Genomic DNA, 18022 nt, shown 5'->3' with positions numbered 1-18022 from the left:
CTCCGACCGACACCGTTCCTCCCCGAGCTGAGGATTTCGTCATGCCAACTGATTTCCGCTGTGCCGTGCTGGACGACTACCAGAGGGTGGCACTCGGGCTGGCGGACTGGTCCCGGGTCCGGGCCACCGGCTTCCACGAGCACTTCACGAGCACCGACGAGCTCGTCGCGGCCATCCACGACTGCGAGATCGTGGTCGCCATGCGGGAGCGCACGCCGTTCCCCGCCGAGGTGTTCGACCGCCTGCCCCACCTGCGGCTGCTCGTCACCACCGGCATGCGCAACGCCGCCATCGACCTGGAGGCGGCGCGGGCGCACGGCGTCACGGTGTGCGGCACGGGCGGCGGCTCGACCTCGACGGTCGAGCTGACATGGGCGCTGATCCTCGGCCTGGCCCGCCACCTGCTGCCCGAGGCGACCGCGCTGCGCACCGGCGGCCCCTGGCAGCACACCCTCGGCACCGACCTGCACGGACGCACTCTCGGGCTGCTCGGCCTCGGCCGGATCGGGTCTCAGGTGGCGGCGATCGGGCGGGCGTTCGGCATGGACGTGCTGGCCTGGAGCCAGAACCTGACGCGCGAGCGGGCCGAGGAGTGCGGCGCGCGGCCGGCCCCCGGCCTGGACGCCCTGCTCGCCGGCTCCGACGTCTTCTCCATCCACCTCGTGCTCGGCGACCGGACGCACGGGCTCGTCGGCGCGCGGGAACTGGCGCTGATGAAACCCACCGCCTACCTGGTCAACACCTCGCGGGCGGCGATCGTCGACCAGACCGCCCTGGCGTCCGCGCTGCGCGAGGGGCGCATCGCGGGAGCCGGTCTCGACGTGTTCGAGGAGGAGCCGCTGCCCATGGGACACGAGTTCCGTACGCTGCCGAACGTGCTGGCCACGCCGCACCTCGGCTACGTCAGCGAGCTGAACTACGCGACGTTCTTCCGTGACGCCGTGGACGACATCGGCGCCTACCTCGACGGCACCCCGATCCGGGTGCTGACCTGACCCACTCGGCTGCGCAGGGCCGACACGCTCGTTCAGCCCTGTACGTGCCCGACGGCGTCGAGGACGGCCGCGGCCACCGCGTCGGGCTGGGACGCCCCGACGGCGTGAGAGGCGCCCGCGATCTCACGGGTTCCGCGCGAGCCGGCGCGTTCGGCCATGAACCTCAGTGCCGTGGCCGGGATGTTGAGGTCGCTGTCGCCGTGCACGAACCAGGACGGCGTGGTACGCCAGCCCGGCTCGCTGACCGTCAGCCCCTCGGCGAGCGCCTGCTCGGTGACCGGGCGCTGGGTCGCCGCCATCAGGGCGGCCTCATCGGCGTCGAGGTCGGCGCAGAACTGGTGGTGGAACTTGTCCTCGGCGATCCGGAACTCGTCGCCGCCGGAGGAGACCGGGTAGGCCACCAGCGCACCGCCCAGGGTGCTGCCCTCGAACCTGCCGGTCAGCGCCAGCGCGCTCTCTCCGGGCTCGGGGGCGAAGGCGGCGACGTACACGAGGGCCTGCACGGCGTCGTTGCCGGCCGCCACCTGTGTGATCACCATGCCGCCATAGGAGTGGCCGACCAGGACGACCGGCCGTCCGATGCCGGCGATGACGTCGCGCACGTAGGCGGCGTCGCCCTCCACGCTCCGCAACGGGTTGGCCGCCGCGACGGCGGTCAGCCCGCGGCCGTGCAGGCGCTGGATGACGCGGTTCCAGCTCGCCGACTCGGCGAAGGCGCCGTGGACGAGTACGACGACGGGTTGTTCTGCGGTGGTCATGGATTCGCCTTTCCTGAGATCGGGACGGCCTCGATCACCTCGATGGCCGGGGTGACGGCGGCGTCGCGCGGCACGTCGTTCTCGGCGACGGCGAACGCGGGCGGCAGTCCTTCGAGGGCGTCCAGGGCGGCGGGCAGCGGTGGGACGGTGTCTCCGCGCGGAGCCTCACGGCGCGTGTCCGCCCGCCCACGAGCTCACCGGCGAGGTGACCGCCGCCGTCCGCCCTGGTCACAGAGTATCGATCAGGCCGCCGTCGATGACGAAGTCCGCGCCGGTGACGTTGCCGGCGCGCTCGCCCGCGAGCAGGACGACGAGGTCGGCGACCTCGTCCGGGCGGGTGAACCGGCCGGTGACCGAGTCGGCGGCGGCCTGCTTCGCGACCGCCTGCGACTCGCCGCCGTCGCGGCGGGCGAGCGTGGCGGCGACGCCGTCCGGGCCGAGCCACAGGTCGGTGGAGACCGGCCCGGGGCTGACCGTATTGACCCGGATCCCGTGTGGGCCCAGCTCCTTCGACAGGGACTTGCTGAAACTTGCCAGGGCCGCCTTCGCGGCGCTGTAGTCGATCACCAACGGGTCCGGCAGCGACGCGTTGACCGAGCTGACGGACACGATCGCGCCGCCGCCGCGGCCGAGCATGAGCGGCAGCGCCTCGCGGGTGGTGCGCACCGCGGACAGGAAGTTGACGTTCAGGGTGGCGAGCCAGTCCGCGTCGGTGACGGACGCGAAGCCGCCGGTGCGCGGGCGTACCGCGCCGACGTTGTTGACCAGGATGTCCAGGCCGCCGAAGGCCGCGCCGGCGGCCTCGACCAGTTTGGCCGGGCCGTCCACGGTGGCGAGGTCCACCGCGACCGGGCGTACGCGGCCCTCCGCCGCCAGCGCGGACAGCTCGGCGCTGATGTGCCGCGCTCCGGCGGTCACGCTGACGCCCTCCGCGGCGAGCGCCCGGGTGATCGCCAGCCCGATGCCCTTGCTCGCGCCGGTGACCACGGCGGTCTTGCCTGACAGATGCAGCTCCACGACGGGCCCTTTCTTCGGGACGCGGCCCGCCCCCGGGGGCCGCGCGCGGGTTCAGCGGACGGACCTGGCGGCGGCGACGATGACGTCCACCACGGCCTGCGGCCGGGACAGCATCGACAGGTGCGACGCGGCGACCTCGGTGACATGGCTGTGCGCCCGATTCGCCATGGTGGCCTGCAGAGACGGCGGCAGGATGCCATCCTTCGTGCCGATCAGGTACCAACTCGGCAGCTTCTTCCAGGCGGGCGGCCCGGACGGCTCCTGCAGCGCGCTCAGCGCGATCGGGCGTTGCTCGGCGGCCAGCCGGACGGCCGTGGCGGCCGGCAGATCACCGGCGAACGCCTGCGGGAACACCGCCGGCTTGATGTAGAGGTCGACGTCTCCGGACGGCGCCCCGGGGTAGGCCACGACGTCGAACAGCGCGCTGGGGTCGCCGCCGCCCTGCAGCCCGAGAATCGTCTCGCCCTCGTCGGGCGCGAACGCGTCGACGTAGACGAGCGCCTTCACGTCGGGGTCTGTGCCGGCCGCGTTGGTCACGACCGCGCCGCCGTAGGAGTGGCCGACCAGGACGACCGGGCCGCCGGTCCGCTGCGCGAGGAACGCCGACAGGTAGGCGGCGTCGCCGCCGAGCCCGCGCAGCGGGTTGGGCGCGGCGAGCACGGTGTACCCGAGCCGTTGCAGCCGGCCGGTCACGTCCGACCAGCTCGACGCGTCGGCCCAGGCGCCGTGCACGAGAACGATGGTCGGCTTGGGCTGATCGGGACGGCCGGCGGCCGACGCCGGGGCGGCGAGCGTGAACACGGCGAGGGCGGCCAGCGCGATCATCGCACCGCGCCGGCGGAGGGGTCGGTTCGTCATCGTTGGATACCGCTCTCAGTCGAGGAAGGCGAGCAGGTGGCGAGTGAGTTCGGCCGGATGTCCCGCGAGATCCAGTGGCCGGAGGCCGCGATCACGTCGCCCTGACCGGTCGTCCTCATGGAACCGCGCCGGGGCAGGTCGCCGAATCAGGGAAAAACCCCAGTGTGTCCACAGGCTCGGGGGTCGGATCACCGGCGCAGTCATGATGGTCTCCGTGCCTCCCAGCGCAACACCGTACGGAGGGTTCAGGCTGGTCTGGACGCACCCTGGAGGAGCGGAGCGAGTTTGCGGCGGGAGGTGATGTCGAGCTTTCTGAAGATCTTGTTGAGGTGGTATTCGATGGTCGAGGTGCTGAGGAACAGGCGGGCGGCGATCTCGCTGTTGGTGGCTCCGGACGCGGCGAAGATCGCGATCTGCTTTTCGCGGGGGGTCAGGGCATCGGCGTCGGGGGCGGTTCGCTTGCGGGGGTGCTCGCCGGTCGCCGACAGTTCGGCTCGGGCTCGTTCGGCGAACGCCGCGGCGCCCATTTCTGTGAACATCTCGTAGGCCGTTCGGAGCTCGAAGCGCGCGTCGCTGCGGCGCTTGTGCCGCAGGAGCCATTCGCCGAACAGGAGGTGGCTTCGCGCGACTTCGGTCGTGATCCGCGTGTGGCCCAGCAGCTCGATCGACTCGCGGTAGAGCCGCTCGGCGTGCTCGTCGTCGACCATCAGCGCCCTGCAGCGGGTGAGCAGGCCGAGGCCCCAGGCGGTGCCGGCGGCCAGGGCGCGCTCCTCCAGACGGGTGAGGGCCGCCTTCGCGGCGACGTGGTCGCCGCTCCTTACTCCTGCCTCGACGATCTCGTGCAACGATCTGGTGCCCGTGCCCGGCCTGTCGGCTTCAAACGACGGAAGGACGCAGGCCAGTGCTTCGGCGTAGCGGCCGAGGCTCAGCTCCAGCACCGCCAGGCTGTTCCCGGCGAAGTCGGCGAGGCCGGCGGTCGAGCCGGTCCGCGCGGCGGCCGCCAGCGCCCGTGTCTCGGCCTCTCTTCCGCTCCATGCCAGGAGCTCGATCCGCTGGATGTCTCCGGAGGACGGTTGCCCGATCATGCCGGCCAGATCGGCGAGCTCGTCCTGGAGCGCACCCGCCGCTGAGAACCGGCCCGCGCGCAGTTCCCACATGGATCCGACCATGAGTGTGGTCCGCAGAGCACCCAGCGCGCCGTTCTCGCGGTCGAAGGCTTCGAGCCGCTTCCACGCCCGCCATCCTCCCTCGTCGTCCCACAGGTCTTCGGACGCGAACATGCTGACGACCGCCAGCGGCAGACCGTCCTCGGTGAGGCTTTCGTCCGTGTGCAGGGCCTCCAGCGCGCCGCGCAGCAACGGCACGGCGGGCCGGTGGCCGACGGCGATGCGTGTGGCATAGGCGTTGAGCAGCAGGTCGGAGAAGGTCGGTTCCGTCGACTCCATCGCCGGTGAGGCCAGCACCGCGCGCGCGAGGCCCTGCGGGGTGACTCCGACGGAGCGGTCGTACGTGATCAGAGCCACCTGGAGTGCTTCGAACATCATTTTTCGCGACAGACGGGGATCCTGGTCGGCGATCGACTCAGCGGCCTCCAGGAGAATCGCGGGGGTGGCGGCGACCTGGCCGAGGTACAGCTCGGCCGTCGCCCTTATCTGCCGCGCGCGGGCGCGCAGCACCGGACGGTCCAGGCCGGGCTCGGCACGGCCGAGCATCTTCCGCGCCGCGGCCGAGTCCCCGACCATGACGTAGGCCTGTGCCGCCGCGACGAGCCGTGCGGCCTGATCGCGGACATCGGGAGTGAGCTCCGCCGCCCGGGACAGGAAGGCGGCCTGTTCCGCGTGGCCGCCGCGGGAACGTGCGTGCTCGGAGGCTCTTTCGAGCTCCGCCGCGACCTCTTCGTCGAGGCCGATGGTGGCGTGCGCGCGATGCCACGCGCGGCGGTCCCGGTCGCGATCCGGATCGCTCACGGCGGCGAGGGCGGCGTGGACGCTGCGCAGCTCCACCGCGTCGGCGCCGCGGTAGACGGCGGAGCGGATCAACGGATGCCGGAAGTCCAGGGAGCCATGGTGGGTGAGAACGCCCGCGGACAGCGCGGTGTCCGCCGCGCTCGCGGCGATCCCCAGGTGACCGGCGGCCCGCCAGAGCAGCGACTGGTCTCCTGGCGGCGCGGCGGCGACGACGAGGAGCAGGGTCCGGGTGGCCGCGGGGAGGGCCTGGATCTGCTGCAGGAAATGCGTTTCGAGGAGCCGGCCGACCGGGAGAGGGCTGGGCAGGGGGGCACGGCCCGACAGCTGCTCAGGGGTGAGCGTGCGGGCGAGCTCGATCAACGCCAGCGGGTTGCCGCCGGTGCCCGTGACGATCTTCGCGGCCACCGCGTCGTCGAGACGCCCGGCAGCGCTCGTCGACAGCAGCCTGCCGGCATCGCGCTCGGGCAGCCCGGAGACCGTCATGACGGGCAGCCCGTCGAAGAGGGCCAGACCGTCGGAGCGCGGGCGGGCGGCGAACAGGAGCCCCACGGCTTCGGCATGGAGCCGGCGAGCGACGAACGCCAGGGCTTCGGCCGATTCCCGGTCCAGCCATTGCACGTCCTCCACCACGCACAACAGGGGCTGGACCGAGGCGGCGTCCGCGAGAAGCGTGAGGGCCGCCATGCCGACGAGGTACCGGTCCGGGGCGACTCCGGCCAGCTGGCCGAACGCCGAGCGCAACGCGTCGCGCTGCGGGGCGGGAAGGCTCTCGATACGCGGCGACCACGGGCGCAGCAGGCGGTGCAGCGCGGCGAAGCCGAGATGTGCCTCGGACTCCACACCGACGATCCTGGCGACGCGCACATCCGGGCATCCCGTCGCGGCCTGGGCAAGGAGCCGGGTCTTGCCGGTCCCGGGCTCGCCCACCAGCATCAGCACGCCGCTCAACCCTTCCTGGACGCCGGCCACAAGACCGGCCAGGACGCGTTGTTCCTCGATGCGGCCGATGAGCGGCCGGTCGCCGGCGCGGCCCGACGGGCCCTCCGTGCGAAGCGCGCGCACGTCGCGCGTGACGGCCGTCATCGGACGGCCGCCTGGCGGATGAGCTGGGCGACCGCGGCGGGCTGGGAGACGTGGACGGCGTGGCTGCCGATCGCCTCCACGACGAACGACCCGGCGCGTTCGGCCATGGCACGCTGGGCCGGCGGCGGGATCATCCGGTCCTCGGTGGCGACGAGATACCAGCTGGGCCTGTGCCGCCAGGCCGGCTCGGTGACCGCCCCGGCGAGGGCTCCCACACCCCAGGGGACCTGCGCGTCGGCCATGAACGCCGCCGACCGCGCGGACACGTCGGCGGCGAACGCGCCGTGGAACTTGTCCCGGTCGAGACGGAGGAATCCCTCGTGCGCAGGCAGGATCGGCGGCACCGGCGCCCCGGGCGGCGGATCGGCGATGAGCGTGCCGGCCGACTCGCCTCTGTCGGGGGCGAAAGCGGCGACATACACCAGTGCCGCCGCGTTGGGGTGCGTGCCGATCTCACTGATGACGACCCCGCCATAGGAGTGGCCGACCAGGACGGCCGGACCGTCGAGCGCGTCCAGGACCCGGCGGGTCGCGGCGACGTCGTCGCCGAGCGACACCGTCGGGTTCTGCACGATCCGGACCCGGAAACCGTCCCTCACGAGGTCGTCGTAGACGCCGTGCCAGCCGGATCCGTCCACGAAGGCGCCGTGCACCAGCACGACGTTCTCGGTTGTCGTCATGGTCGCTCCTGACCTGGATGGACGGACAGGCGCGACGCCTGTCCCGTGCCTTCGATCCAAGTCGCGCGGAAGGAACCAGACCACGCACAACAGCACGAAGAAGTTCACGCACAACCCGCTCTCGGCGGCTACGAAGAAGCGGCCGCAAGCTCGCGGCAGCGGCTGCTCGCCTCGGCGTCGCCGATGGCCTCGTACACCTCGGCCGCCCGTGCGAAGGCATTGCGGCTCTCGCCGGTCCGGCCCTCGTCGGCCAGCAGGCCCGCCAGTGTCTTCAGGGAGCGTGCCTGCGGGACGGGCAGCTCTGCCTGCTCCATGAGGCCGATCGCATCGGTGAGCTTGGTGATCGCTTCGGCCCGGTGGCCGAGCAGTCCCAGACATTCGCCGATGCGGGCGAGCGCGATCGGCCGGTTGAACGACGCGACGCTCGGCGTTATCCCCGAGCGGTCGTCGTTCATCAGGTCCAGCACGTCGAGGTACTGCTCCAGTGCCTTGGCGTGTTCTCCGGCGTCGAGGAGGCAGGTGCCGAGGCTGGCGAGACAGTGGCAGTACCGGTCCATGTCGCCGTTGGCCTTGTGGATCCGCGCCGCCTGGGTTTCCGCCGCGATGGCCTCATCGAGCCGCCCGAGCCGCCGGAGCGCCCCTCCCGCGTGGTGGTGGGCCGAGGCGATCTGCGTCGTGGCGCCACTGCGGGTAGCCAGGTCGATCGCCCGGGCTGTGTACCACAGGGCGGCCTCCGGGTCATCTCGCGGCACCAGATGGACCCAGGCCAGCAAGTTCATCTGCGTGGCCTGGCGGGCCGGATCGCCCAGGGTGGCGGCGGCCTCCGCGCCGAGAGTGAACACCTCGTACCAGTGCGGCGCGTGCATCCACCGGTCGGAGAACCAGTACATCGACTCGGCGCAGTCGAGGACGGCCGAGTGCAGGCCGCCGCTCGCCGCGTGGCGCAGCGCGCCCAGCCAGTTGTCCACGTTCACGCGCAGCCAGCGGTCGGCCTGTTCCGGGGAGGACAGGTCGGCGAGGTCGGCGTCGGGCCGGGCCGGACGCCCGAAGGCGGGTTCGAACCACCGCCCGGCAGTGGTGGCCGTCCGCAGCAGCCACGACGTCACCGTCTCGATCCGAGCGTCGCGCTCGGCCGCGGTCTCCTCCGCGTGAAGCCTGTCGCGGGCGAACAGCCGGACCAGGTCGTGGAAGCGGTACCGGCCCGACGCGCCGTCCTGCAGCAGACCGAGGTCGACGAGCTCGTCGAGGGCGTCCCAGGCGTCCTCGACCGAGATCCCGCCGACGACCGCGGCCAGAGCGGCGTCGAAGTCCCGGCCCGGCACCAGGGCGAGCCGCCGGAAGACCCGTCGCGCGGACACCGCGAGCTGCTCATACGACATCCCGAACGCATTGGCGATCTTGAGGTCACCGGCACTGAGCTGCTCAAGCCGGCGTTCCTCGTTCGCCAGCCGGGCGGCGAGCTCGGCGGCGCTCCAGCCGGGACGGCTGACCAACCGGTTCCCGATGATCCGCAACGCGAGAGGCAGGCCGCCGCACAGCCGCGCGAGCTGCGTCAGCGCCGGTTCGCCGTCCGATGCGGAGCGATCGCCCACAATCCCGGTCAGCAGTTCGGTGGCCTCCGCCACGGGCAGGGGTCCCAGGCTGAGCCTGCGCACCCCCTCCAGGCCGGCCAGCAGCCGGCGGCTGGTGATCAGGACCCGGCCGTGGCCACCGCTCGGCAACAACGGCCGGATCTGCTCCTCGGAGGCGGCGTTGTCGAGCACGACCAGAACACGCTTCCCCTCGAGCAACGACCGGTACAAGGAGGCACGATCGGGGACGTCATTGGGTACTTCGTGATCCGCGACGCCGAGCGCACGAAGCAGCAGCGCCAGAGCCTCCCCCGCGGCGACGGGGTGCGGGGACATGCCGAACAGATCGAGGAAGAACACCCCGTCCGGAAAGTCGGCCCGCAGGGCATGGGCGGCGCGAACGGCGAACGTGGTCTTCCCCAGACCGGCGGGGCCGGTGATCAGGCCGATGCCGGCCGCCCCCGGCGAGGCACCGGCGTGCACCAGATCGTTCGTCCAGGCCAGTTCGGCGGCCCGGCCGGTGAAGTCGCCGACGGATCGCGGGAGCGCGCACAGACCGGTCGGGCGGGTCCAGTGATCCCGCAGGCGGCCGTCCCGCGCCAGTTCGACGAGCTGCTTGCGGGCGCTCTCATCGAGAGCGAGCGCGTCCGCGAGGGCGGTGACGGTCCGGTGCTGAGGTCCTCTGCTGCGTCCCCGTTCCATGTTGGACAGGCTTCGGGCGCTCACCCCCGAGGCCTCGGCGAGCTGTTCCAGCGTGAGACGCGCCGCGTGCCGATGGCGGCGCAGCACCTCCGCGAAGCTGAGTGGATCGGCGATGGAGACCACTCCTTCTCAGCGGTGGGTCCACGACCCGCGACGGCCGTCACGGAGGCTCGATCAACCGCGCGCTTGAGGGGCACCACTCTGAGGCCGCTGAGGCGGTGATCTCCTCGACCAAGGGAAGCACTCGGCGCCCGACCGGGACACTGGGGACGGCCCCTAGTCGTCGATCCCAGGGTCGGTCCGGGCGAGGCTCACGCGGAGCGAAGGGCCTCGGCGAGCTGGCGGCGGGAGGAGATGCCGAGCTTGGCGTAGATGCGGGACAGGTGGTATTCGACGGTCTTCTGGCTGACGTAGAGCTCCGCCGCGGCTGCCTGGTTCGTCCGTCCGCTCGCGATGAGGTGTGCCACGGACAGCTCGCGTTCCGTCAGCGCCGACAGCCGGCCGGGATCCTTCTCGAAGGCCGTGAGCCCGCTCGCGGACAGATCGGCCTCGCACCGCCGGGCGAACGGCACGGCGCGCAGCGTGCTGAAACGGCCGTGCGCCTTGTGGAGCCACGCTGCCGCCTCCCGCCGCGACGTGGAACCGGTGGCCAGGAGAAGCCTTCCGTAGGCCTGTTCCACGATGGCCAGGTGAAGGGGCCCGGTGTCACCGTCCGCGTCGGCGGCGACGGCCTGCTCATAGATCGCGAGGGCGTCGTGCGGACGGCCCTGGGCTTCGGCGAGCCGACCGCCGAGTCCGGCGATGACGACCCCGAGATACCCGTTGCCGTCGTAGGCCGAACGCAGTTCACGCAGTGCCACCGCTGCGGCGTCCACCCGTCCGGTGCCGGTCAGCGCCTCGACGAGCAGCGACTGCTGCCACAGCCAGAAGGGCTTGTACAGCAGGCGGAACCGACCGTCTTCGGCCCTCCCGTCGAGCATCGGCCGGAGCGAGCGCAGCATGGCCGTGTGGTCGCCCCTGGCCTGTGCCACGGTCGCGGCCGCCAGGGCCGAGTAGACGATCTCGGCTGCCGAGTCGAGGGACTGCGCGATCCGCGCCAGGTCGTCGAGGTGTCGCTGTGCGATGTCCCACTCGCCCCGGCCGGCCTTGACGCAGATGGCCGCGAAACGGGCCGGGGCCTCACCCGCGAGCTGGTCCTGGGACGACGCGACGGCCAGGGCCCGCTCCGCGGTGGACTCGCTCTCGTCCCAGTCGCCGGCGACGTAGTGGACGACGGACAGAAGGGAGATCGTCAGGGGGCCGAACTTGGATCCGGCCCCCTGCTGGTCGCGTTGCGCCACGATCTGAAGGTCAGTGCGCGCCGCGGAGAGCTCGCCCAGGAACAGACGCAGGACGCCGCGCGTGGCCAGCGTGTCGAGATTGTGGTTGCCCACCATGGTGCCCTGGACCGGCAGATGCGCGACGTCTCGCAAGGCCGCGCGCGGACCTTCGTGCCAGAGCCGGCCGGTCGCCAGGGCCGCGCGGGTGAAGTCGGTCGTCGCCGGGTCGAGATCGCCTATGGCCAGGGTGCGGCGGGCGATCTCCACCGTCTCGGCGCCCCGCCCGCGCCAGAGCATGATGTTGGTCAGGAAGGTGCCGGCCAGTACGGCGACCCAGCCGGGCTTCGGGAGCGACAGGGCCTCCTGCCATGCCTGGGTGAGGTGCGCCTCGGCGGTGGCGAACCGGCCCGCCATCATGTCCAGGGTCCCCAGGACGCAGCTGCGCAGCGGCCCCGGCGAGCAGTCCTCCACCTGCTGCCGCAGGTTCGCGGCCCAGCCGGGCTGCATGGTGAGCAGCGACTGGGCACAGGCGGTGAGGAGCCGTCGTTCGCGATCCGCGCGGTCGGCCGACAGAGACGAGGCCCAGAGGAGGCGGGTGGCGGCCACGGCGTTGCGTCCGCTCGCCGCCTCTTCCATTCCGGACCGGTCGAGCTCGTCGGAGAGCCCGGCGTCGGCGGTCGCGGCAGCGGCGACCCGATGGGCCCAGCCGGCGGCCGTGCCCACGAGCGCAGCCGCGCCGGCGTGCAGGAGGCGACGCCGGTCGGGGGTGAGCGAGTCATAGATCGTGTCGCGCTGGAGCGCGTGCACCAGGGCGACGGGGCTCTGAGGTTCCTTGGGCCACCACAGCGCGAGCCCGGCGGCCAGAGCAGGCCCGAGTGCCCGCGCCGGGTCCGGGAGGCCGGCGAGCCGGCCGGCCGCCGACAGCGGAACCTGCGCGTCCAGCACCGCCATCGCCTCCAGGAGGTCGCGGGACTCCTGTGGGAGACGGTCCAGTTGCGCCCTGATCCCGACCTGAAGCGATCGCGGGACGGGCCAGCGCTCCAACATGCCGTCTCGCAGCACCTCGGCGGGAATCTCCGCCAGCACGGTCCGGACGTACAGCGGGTGGCCCCGGGTGTAGGCGTGCAGCCGGTCGGCCAGGCCCGGCGCCAACCGGCCTTCGATCAGGGCCTGCGCCAGCTGCGCGATCTCGTCACGGCCGAGCCCGCCCAGATCGACCTTCACCGTCCGCTCCGACGACCGCAGCAGCCTCTCCAGCGTTTCGCCGGACGCTTCCGCTTCCGGCCGGGTGACCAGAATCGCCAGGACCCGGTCCGCCCAGAGACGGCGCAGGACGAAGCCCAGCATCTGGACCGACAACCGGTCCGCCCACTGGACGTCGTCCACGATCACGGCGACGGGGTTCCCTGACTCCTGCAACGCGCCCAGCAGGAGCAGCAACTGCCCGCCGACCACGTGCGGATTCGTGCCCGCGGGCGGGCTCTCGGCCAGCAAGGGGAACTGTTTCAGCACCGCTCGGTCCACATGCCGGGCCAGCTGTCCGATCACGCCGTACGGCAGGTCGGCCTCCGACGGGTCGCCGATCGCCCGGAGGACCGTGAAGTCGTCCAGCGACGCGGCGAACCTGCGCACGAGGGCACTCTTGCCGATCCCGGCCTCACCCTCGATGACGGCCAGCCAGGAGTCACCTTCCCTGACCTTGTCCGCACAGTACCGAAGCCGGTCGGACTCACGCGCTCGGCCGACGAACGACTCGTCCGCCACATCAGGGTCCACGTCCCGAACCCTCCCAGTGCCAGTCGTGACGGAGCGCCGCTTATCACCTCCGACATGAACATTGTCGCCGGAAAACGAGCGGAAGGTCTCATGTGCTCCGAAGTCGGGAAAACCACACCGCCTGTGGCATGCGACGCGGGGGGACTGTGGACTTTCCCTGTTACGAAGCCCCCGGTGCCGGTGTTCTCCTGCTGCGCAGACAAGAACACATGTGGAGGCACCGTGACGACACCGATCCCCGTCATCTTCATTCACGGCCTGTGGCTGCACGCCACGTCGTGGACCCCCTGGATCGAGCTGTTCGGCGACGCGGGCTACGCGCCGTCCGCCCCCGGCTGGCCGGGTGACCCCGACACCGTGGCCGAGGCGCGTGAGAACCCCGAAAGCATCGCCGACCATGGCATCGACGACGTCGTGGAGCACTTCGCCGGGATCATCCGCACCCTGGACACCCCGCCGATCCTCGTCGGCCACTCCTTCGGCGGAATGATCGCGCAGAAGCTGCTCGGGCAGGACCTGGCCCGCGCCGCCGTCGCGATCGACGCCGCGCAGATCAAGGGCGTCCTGCCGCTCCCGCTGTCCGCGCTGCGCGCCACGCTGCCGGTGTTCAAGAACCCCGCCAACAAGCACCGTGCGGTCTCGCTGACCGCCGAGCAGTTCCGGTTCGCGTTCGGCAACGCCATCTCCGAGGCCGAGTCGGACGCGCTGTATGAGAGATGGACGATCCCCGCACCTGGCAAGCCGCTGTTCGAGGCGGCCGCCGCCAACTTCAACCCGCACTCACCGGCCAAGGTCGACACCGCCAACCAGGCACGCGGCCCGCTGCTGCTGATGAGCGGCGGCAAGGACCACACCGTCCCGGAGACCGTCGTCCGCGCGACGCTCAAGCAGTACCGGCACTCTGACGCCGTCACCGACATCACCGCGTTCCCCGACCGGGGCCACTCGCTGACCATCGACGCCGGCTGGCGAGAGGTCGCCGACACCGCGCTGACCTGGCTGCGCCGACAGTCCCTGTAGCCACTCTTCACCCTGGAGCCATCAATGCGACCTTCCCTCAGCTTGTCCAAACCGCGGCGTCTGGCGCTGCTCGCCGTAACCGTGGCCGCGGCCGTCGGACTGACGTCCGTCGTCGTCACCGGACCGGTGAGCGCCGCTTCGCCGACGACCGCCCACTCCGTGAAAGAGGAGATGCCCGCCGGATTCTCCGAACACAAGGTGCAGGCCGGCTCGCTCGGCATCAACTACGTGATCGGCGGCCACGGACCGACTCTGGTCCTGATCCACGGATACCCGCAGACCTGGTACGAGTGGCGGCACATCATGCCGGCGCTGGCCGAGCATTACACGGTCATCGCCCCCGACCTGCCCGGCGCCGGACGCAGCGACGCCCCGGCGGCCGGCTACGACAAGAAGACGATGGCCGCGGAGCTGCACGCGCTGCTCGTGCGACTCGGACGCGACAAGGATCTCCGCATCGTCGGGCACGACATCGGCACCATGGTCGCGTACTCGTATGCCGCCGCGCACCCGGCGGACGTGCGGAAACTGGTGCTCAGCGAGGCGCCGATCCCCGACCCCGGCATCTACTCCTACCCGTCACTGACCGCGGACGGTCCCGGCTTGTGGCACTTCGGCTTCTTCGCGCTCACCAACGGCCTGCCCGAAGACCTCATCACCGGTCGCGAGACGTCGTGGACCGGCAAATTCATCGAGAACCTCGAGGTCAAGCGGGGCGCCGTCACTCCGGACGAAATTTCGGTCTTCGCCGGCTACCTGCGGGACAAGGCGCACCTCGAAGCGAGCTTCGCGTGGTTCCGCACACTGCCGCAGGACATTAAGGACAACGCCGTCTACCGCAAGCACAAGCTCACCATGCCCGTCCTCGCGATCGGCGCTTCCGCGAGCCTCGGCTCCGCCGTGGCGGACCAGGTGAAGCGGTACGCGAAGAACGTCACCGGCGTCGTCGTCCCCGATTCCGGCCACTGGATCTACGAAGAGCATCCCGACGAGATGACCCAGCGCCTGCTCGCCTTCTTGAAGTAGCCGCCGATCGCCAGTCGTCGAAAGAGGCGCGATCAGCCGGGCGCGACGGTCCGGCGGTCCGGCACCACCCAGAAAGGCCACTCTCCTATGAGTACGCAATTGTCCATTGGCGACCTTCGAGCGAAGGTGACCGGCCTCGTCCTCCTGCCGGAGGACGAGGGCTATGCGGAGGAGCTCCGCACCTACAACCTGACGGTGGTGCACGCGCCGTCCGTCGTGGTCGGCGCCGAGAACGCGGCCGACGTTCAGGCCGCGGTGGAGTTCGCCGCGGCTCGTGACCTGCCGGTCGCGGTGCTGGGCGCGGGTCACGGCAGTTCCGTGCCGTCGACGGGCTCGGTCCTGATCACGACGCGGCGCCTGACCGGGCTGGCGATCGACGAGGGCGCCCGCACGGCCCGGGTCGAGGCGGGCGTCCGGTGGGCCGACTTCATCGAGCAGGCGGCCACGGTGGGTCTCGCGGGTCTGAACGGCTCGTCGCCCACGGTGACGGTCGTCTCCTACACACTGGGCGGAGGTCTCGGGCCGTTCGGCCGCAAACACGGGTACGCCGCCGACCACGTCACCGCTGTGGAAGTGGTGACCGCGGACGGGCGGTTGCGACGCGTCACCGCGGAATCCGAGCCCGACCTGTTCTGGGCGCTGCGCGGCGGGAAAGGCAACTTCGGGGTCGTGGTGGCGATCGAGTTCGGCCTGTTCCCGATCCGCGGCTTCTACGGCGGCGGCATCTTCTTCCCGGGCGAGCTGTCCGGGAAGGTGCTGCACCTGTTCCGCGAGTGGACGGCCGGCGTGCCGGAGGAGATGTCAGGCTCGGTCGGGTTGTTGCACCTCCCCGCGTTGCCGTTCGTGCCGGAACCGCTGCGCGACCGGCTGGTGGCCCATCTGCGCATCACGTACCTCGGAGACCCGGCCGAAGGCGAACGGCTGGTCGCGCCGTTCCGGGCGCTGGGCGAGCCGATCATCGACGCGGTCGGTGAGATGCCGTACTCGGCGGTCGCGGAGGTGCACAACGACCCGATCGACCCGCTGCCGTTGTTCGAGCACGGTGCCCTCCTGAGCGAGTTGCCGTCCAAGGCGGTGGACGAGTTCCTCCGGCTGGCCGGCCCGGACGCGGCCTCGCCGCTGGTTCTGGCGGAGATCCGGCACATGGGCGGGGCGCTGGCCCGGCCGCCGGCGGTGCCGAACGCGGTCGGAAACCGCGACGCGACGCTCTACAACGTCTTCCTCGTGGCGGCGGGCGGCCCGCCCGACGCCAAGGCCCTGCACGACTACGAGCAGACGCTGATCGACGCCCTGGCACCGTGGTCGACCGGCCGCCGGTATCTGAACTTCATGTTCGGAGGGGACGCGGACCCGCAGACCGCCGCGCTGGCCTGGTCGGAGGAGGCGTACCCGCGGCTACGCGAGATCAAGCGGCGGTACGACCCGGCGAACCTGTTCCGGATCAACCACAACATCCCGCCCATGAACTGACGAGAGCTACGGATGTAGCGGCGGGAAGGCGGTGCCGGTTGCCCGCCTTCGAGGCCGCCTGTCCTCCACGACGGTACGCCTGAACTGATCCTCCGGCATCGTCCCCGTCTCACGGTCCCATGGGCGGGGACGGGGCCGGTGATCAGTTGTGCAGCGGAGGGCGGCTTGGAATCACTTCTTACCCACGACCCGAAGGGTCGCGGACGCACTGCGCGTCTCGTAGACCTTGCCGTCGATCGTGTTGGAGTAGACCGCGCGGTACTGCGTCCCGTCGACGGACTTCGACGCGGCGACCTCGAGGACGTCGGAGGCCGCGCCGCGGATCGGCGTCCACTTGTCGTTGCCCGGGGCCCGCTTGCGCATCTCCCAGGTCACCGTCGCGGCGGGCATGCCGTGTCCGCTCACGTCGAAGGTCGCAGTCTCGCCCGCGAATGCGATCAGCGCGACCGGGGACTGGTCGATGCGCGGCGCCTGCTGACGGCCTACGGCGATCAGCGCGGCGGCGTCGGTCGCCGCGGACGCGGGCCCGGCCGCCTCGATCGGCGTCAGGGCGACGGCGATGGTCGCCGCGGCGGCGGTCGCGTATCCCGGATGAAGACGCGATCTCGTACGGGGATTACCCAACCGACCGTCAGCGAGCATGCGGAGACGCATGGGGTCGCTGATGCCCATGTGACGCACGTACCTAATCAGCGCAGGGAGAATGGGCCGCACCGGGTACGCGAACCCGGCATGAATCCTCAAAGTCCAACAAATCGCCCTCAGTTGGGCATATAGGGTCGATCGGGTGTCGGGCCCTGGTCCCTCGTTGCCGACGGCCGTCAGCGGACGCCAGGCCCCGGGCGGTGATCGCTACGTGGCGTCCTGCTGTTCAACGCCGGCGGTCAGGAGCAGGGTCGAACTGCCGGCCTTCCGCTTTCCCGGGGGTAGCGGTCGAGGGGTAGCAGTCGTCCTGTCGGCCCTCGAAGACCCGGAGGTCGATCGTGGTCGACTGGAGACTCTCGCCGACCGAGGTCTGCTGATATACTGATCTGGATTTATATATATGAGCGAGGCGGCGCCCATGACCAAGACCCTGATCGACCTTGATGACGAGGCCCTGGCCGAGGCCGCGAAGCTGCTCGGCACTTCTTCCAAGAAAGACACGGTCAACGCCGCTCTACGAGAGATCGTCGACCGGCGCAGACGTGCAGCCGCCATAGCTCGCATGCGGGAGATGGTGGCCGAGGGAGAAATCGATTTCTCGGCCATCGAGAAGGGCGATGGCGCGCAACAGGCTGTGGCGTGACAGAGCTCTACCTCATCGATACCAGTGCGTTGGTCCGCTTCTACCGTGGTCGAGTAGGAGCGGAATGGGATCACACGGTTTCCGCCGGGCTTGTCGGCATCTGTGAGCCGATCAGGCAGGAGTACCTCAGAGCAGTCGGCGGCCGACCGGCCTTCTACGAAGCCGACAGCCTGCTCCGGGAGACCTTTCCGTACTACTTCATCCCCGAATCCGCTTGGGACGAGACAAGCCGGCTGCAACGCGAGCTCGCTGACAGGGGATGGCACCAATGCGCCTCTCCGGTCGATCTCCTCATGGCGGTAACGGCTCGCCATCACAAGCTCACCGTGTTGCACGCAGACGCCGATTTCGACGCCATCGCCCGCCTGACCGGACAACCGGTGCGCTGGATCAGCTAACGGAACCGGCAGTAGGACACCCGGGCCCGCTCACCAGATCACCTCAACACCACGGCCACGTCGTGGTCATGAAAGATGGAAAGGATGACGTCGT

General features: G+C 70.9%; 14 protein-coding genes. 6 read left to right on the top strand and 8 right to left on the bottom strand.

The window, feature by feature from the left end; all coding sequences use genetic code 11:
• Window positions 1-41: 41 nt before the first annotated feature.
• A complete protein-coding gene (locus BXA11_RS25830) occupies window positions 42-995 on the top strand; it encodes a D-2-hydroxyacid dehydrogenase family protein (protein WP_076438635.1) in 954 nt (317 codons plus the stop codon).
• Window positions 996-1027: 32 nt separating this feature from the next.
• Here the strand turns inward: BXA11_RS25830 and BXA11_RS25825 are convergent, their stop codons facing one another.
• From BXA11_RS25825 to BXA11_RS25795, 7 genes are all read right to left on the bottom strand, one after another.
• A complete protein-coding gene (locus BXA11_RS25825; protein ID WP_076438633.1) occupies window positions 1028-1753 on the bottom strand; it encodes an alpha/beta fold hydrolase in 726 nt (241 codons plus the stop codon).
• Between the two features lie 228 nt (window positions 1754-1981).
• Window positions 1982-2770 carry an oxidoreductase gene (locus BXA11_RS25820; RefSeq protein ID WP_076438632.1) on the bottom strand — a complete coding sequence of 263 codons (789 nt, stop codon included), beginning with the start codon at window positions 2768-2770 and terminating at the stop codon, window positions 1982-1984.
• Between the two features lie 51 nt (window positions 2771-2821).
• Complete coding sequence (locus tag BXA11_RS25815) at window positions 2822-3628, bottom strand: alpha/beta fold hydrolase (RefSeq protein WP_083744582.1); 807 nt, start codon at window positions 3626-3628, stop codon at window positions 2822-2824.
• Window positions 3629-3873: 245 nt separating this feature from the next.
• The gene (locus BXA11_RS25810; protein WP_083744581.1) at window positions 3874-6678 is read right to left on the bottom strand and encodes a helix-turn-helix transcriptional regulator; all 2805 of its coding nucleotides are present in this window, start codon (window positions 6676-6678) and stop codon (window positions 3874-3876) included.
• Window positions 6675-7358 carry an alpha/beta fold hydrolase gene (locus tag BXA11_RS25805; protein ID WP_076438630.1) on the bottom strand — a complete coding sequence of 228 codons (684 nt, stop codon included), beginning with the start codon at window positions 7356-7358 and terminating at the stop codon, window positions 6675-6677. Before BXA11_RS25805 ends, BXA11_RS25810 begins: the two co-directional genes overlap by 4 nt.
• A gap of 128 nt (window positions 7359-7486) precedes the next feature.
• Entirely contained in the window at window positions 7487-9754 is a 2268-nt protein-coding gene (locus tag BXA11_RS25800; RefSeq protein ID WP_083744580.1) for an ATP-binding protein, read from the bottom strand.
• A 188-nt stretch (window positions 9755-9942) separates the two neighbouring features.
• Window positions 9943-12726, bottom strand: a complete 2784-nt coding sequence (locus BXA11_RS25795; RefSeq protein WP_076438628.1) for a helix-turn-helix transcriptional regulator — start codon at window positions 12724-12726, stop codon at window positions 9943-9945.
• Window positions 12727-12948: 222 nt separating this feature from the next.
• Here BXA11_RS25795 and BXA11_RS25790 point away from each other — a divergent pair, with 222 nt between their 5' ends.
• The 3 genes from BXA11_RS25790 (at window position 12949) to BXA11_RS25780 (ending at window position 16242) form a co-directional block, all read left to right on the top strand.
• Window positions 12949-13746: an alpha/beta hydrolase gene (locus BXA11_RS25790; protein WP_076438627.1), complete on the top strand. Its 798-nt coding sequence runs from the start codon at window positions 12949-12951 to the stop codon at window positions 13744-13746.
• A 24-nt stretch (window positions 13747-13770) separates the two neighbouring features.
• Window positions 13771-14772 carry an alpha/beta fold hydrolase gene (locus BXA11_RS25785; RefSeq protein WP_076438625.1) on the top strand — a complete coding sequence of 334 codons (1002 nt, stop codon included), beginning with the start codon at window positions 13771-13773 and terminating at the stop codon, window positions 14770-14772.
• A 126-nt stretch (window positions 14773-14898) separates the two neighbouring features.
• Entirely contained in the window at window positions 14899-16242 is a 1344-nt protein-coding gene (locus tag BXA11_RS25780; protein WP_239105033.1) for an FAD-binding oxidoreductase, read from the top strand.
• 171 nt (window positions 16243-16413) lie between these two features.
• Here BXA11_RS25780 and BXA11_RS25775 read toward each other — a convergent pair whose 3' ends face one another.
• The gene (locus tag BXA11_RS25775; RefSeq protein ID WP_143734517.1) at window positions 16414-16884 is read right to left on the bottom strand and encodes an immunoglobulin domain-containing protein; all 471 of its coding nucleotides are present in this window, start codon (window positions 16882-16884) and stop codon (window positions 16414-16416) included.
• Window positions 16885-17305: 421 nt separating this feature from the next.
• Between BXA11_RS25775 and BXA11_RS25770 the strand changes: the two genes are divergently transcribed.
• On the top strand, window positions 17306-17530 hold the full coding sequence (locus BXA11_RS25770; protein ID WP_030508726.1) for a type II toxin-antitoxin system VapB family antitoxin: 225 nt from the start codon (window positions 17306-17308) through the stop codon (window positions 17528-17530).
• Complete coding sequence (locus tag BXA11_RS25765) at window positions 17527-17928, top strand: PIN domain nuclease (protein WP_076438619.1); 402 nt, start codon at window positions 17527-17529, stop codon at window positions 17926-17928. The genes BXA11_RS25770 and BXA11_RS25765 overlap by 4 nt, the downstream gene beginning before the upstream one ends.
• Window positions 17929-18022 lie beyond the last annotated feature (94 nt).

It is taken from the genome of Microbispora rosea, assembly GCF_900156315.1.
Taxonomy (GTDB): Bacteria; Actinomycetota; Actinomycetes; order Streptosporangiales; family Streptosporangiaceae; genus Microbispora; species Microbispora rosea.
Note: the sequence above shows the minus strand (reverse complement) of the source record. Positions and strands in the feature narration are given on the sequence as shown.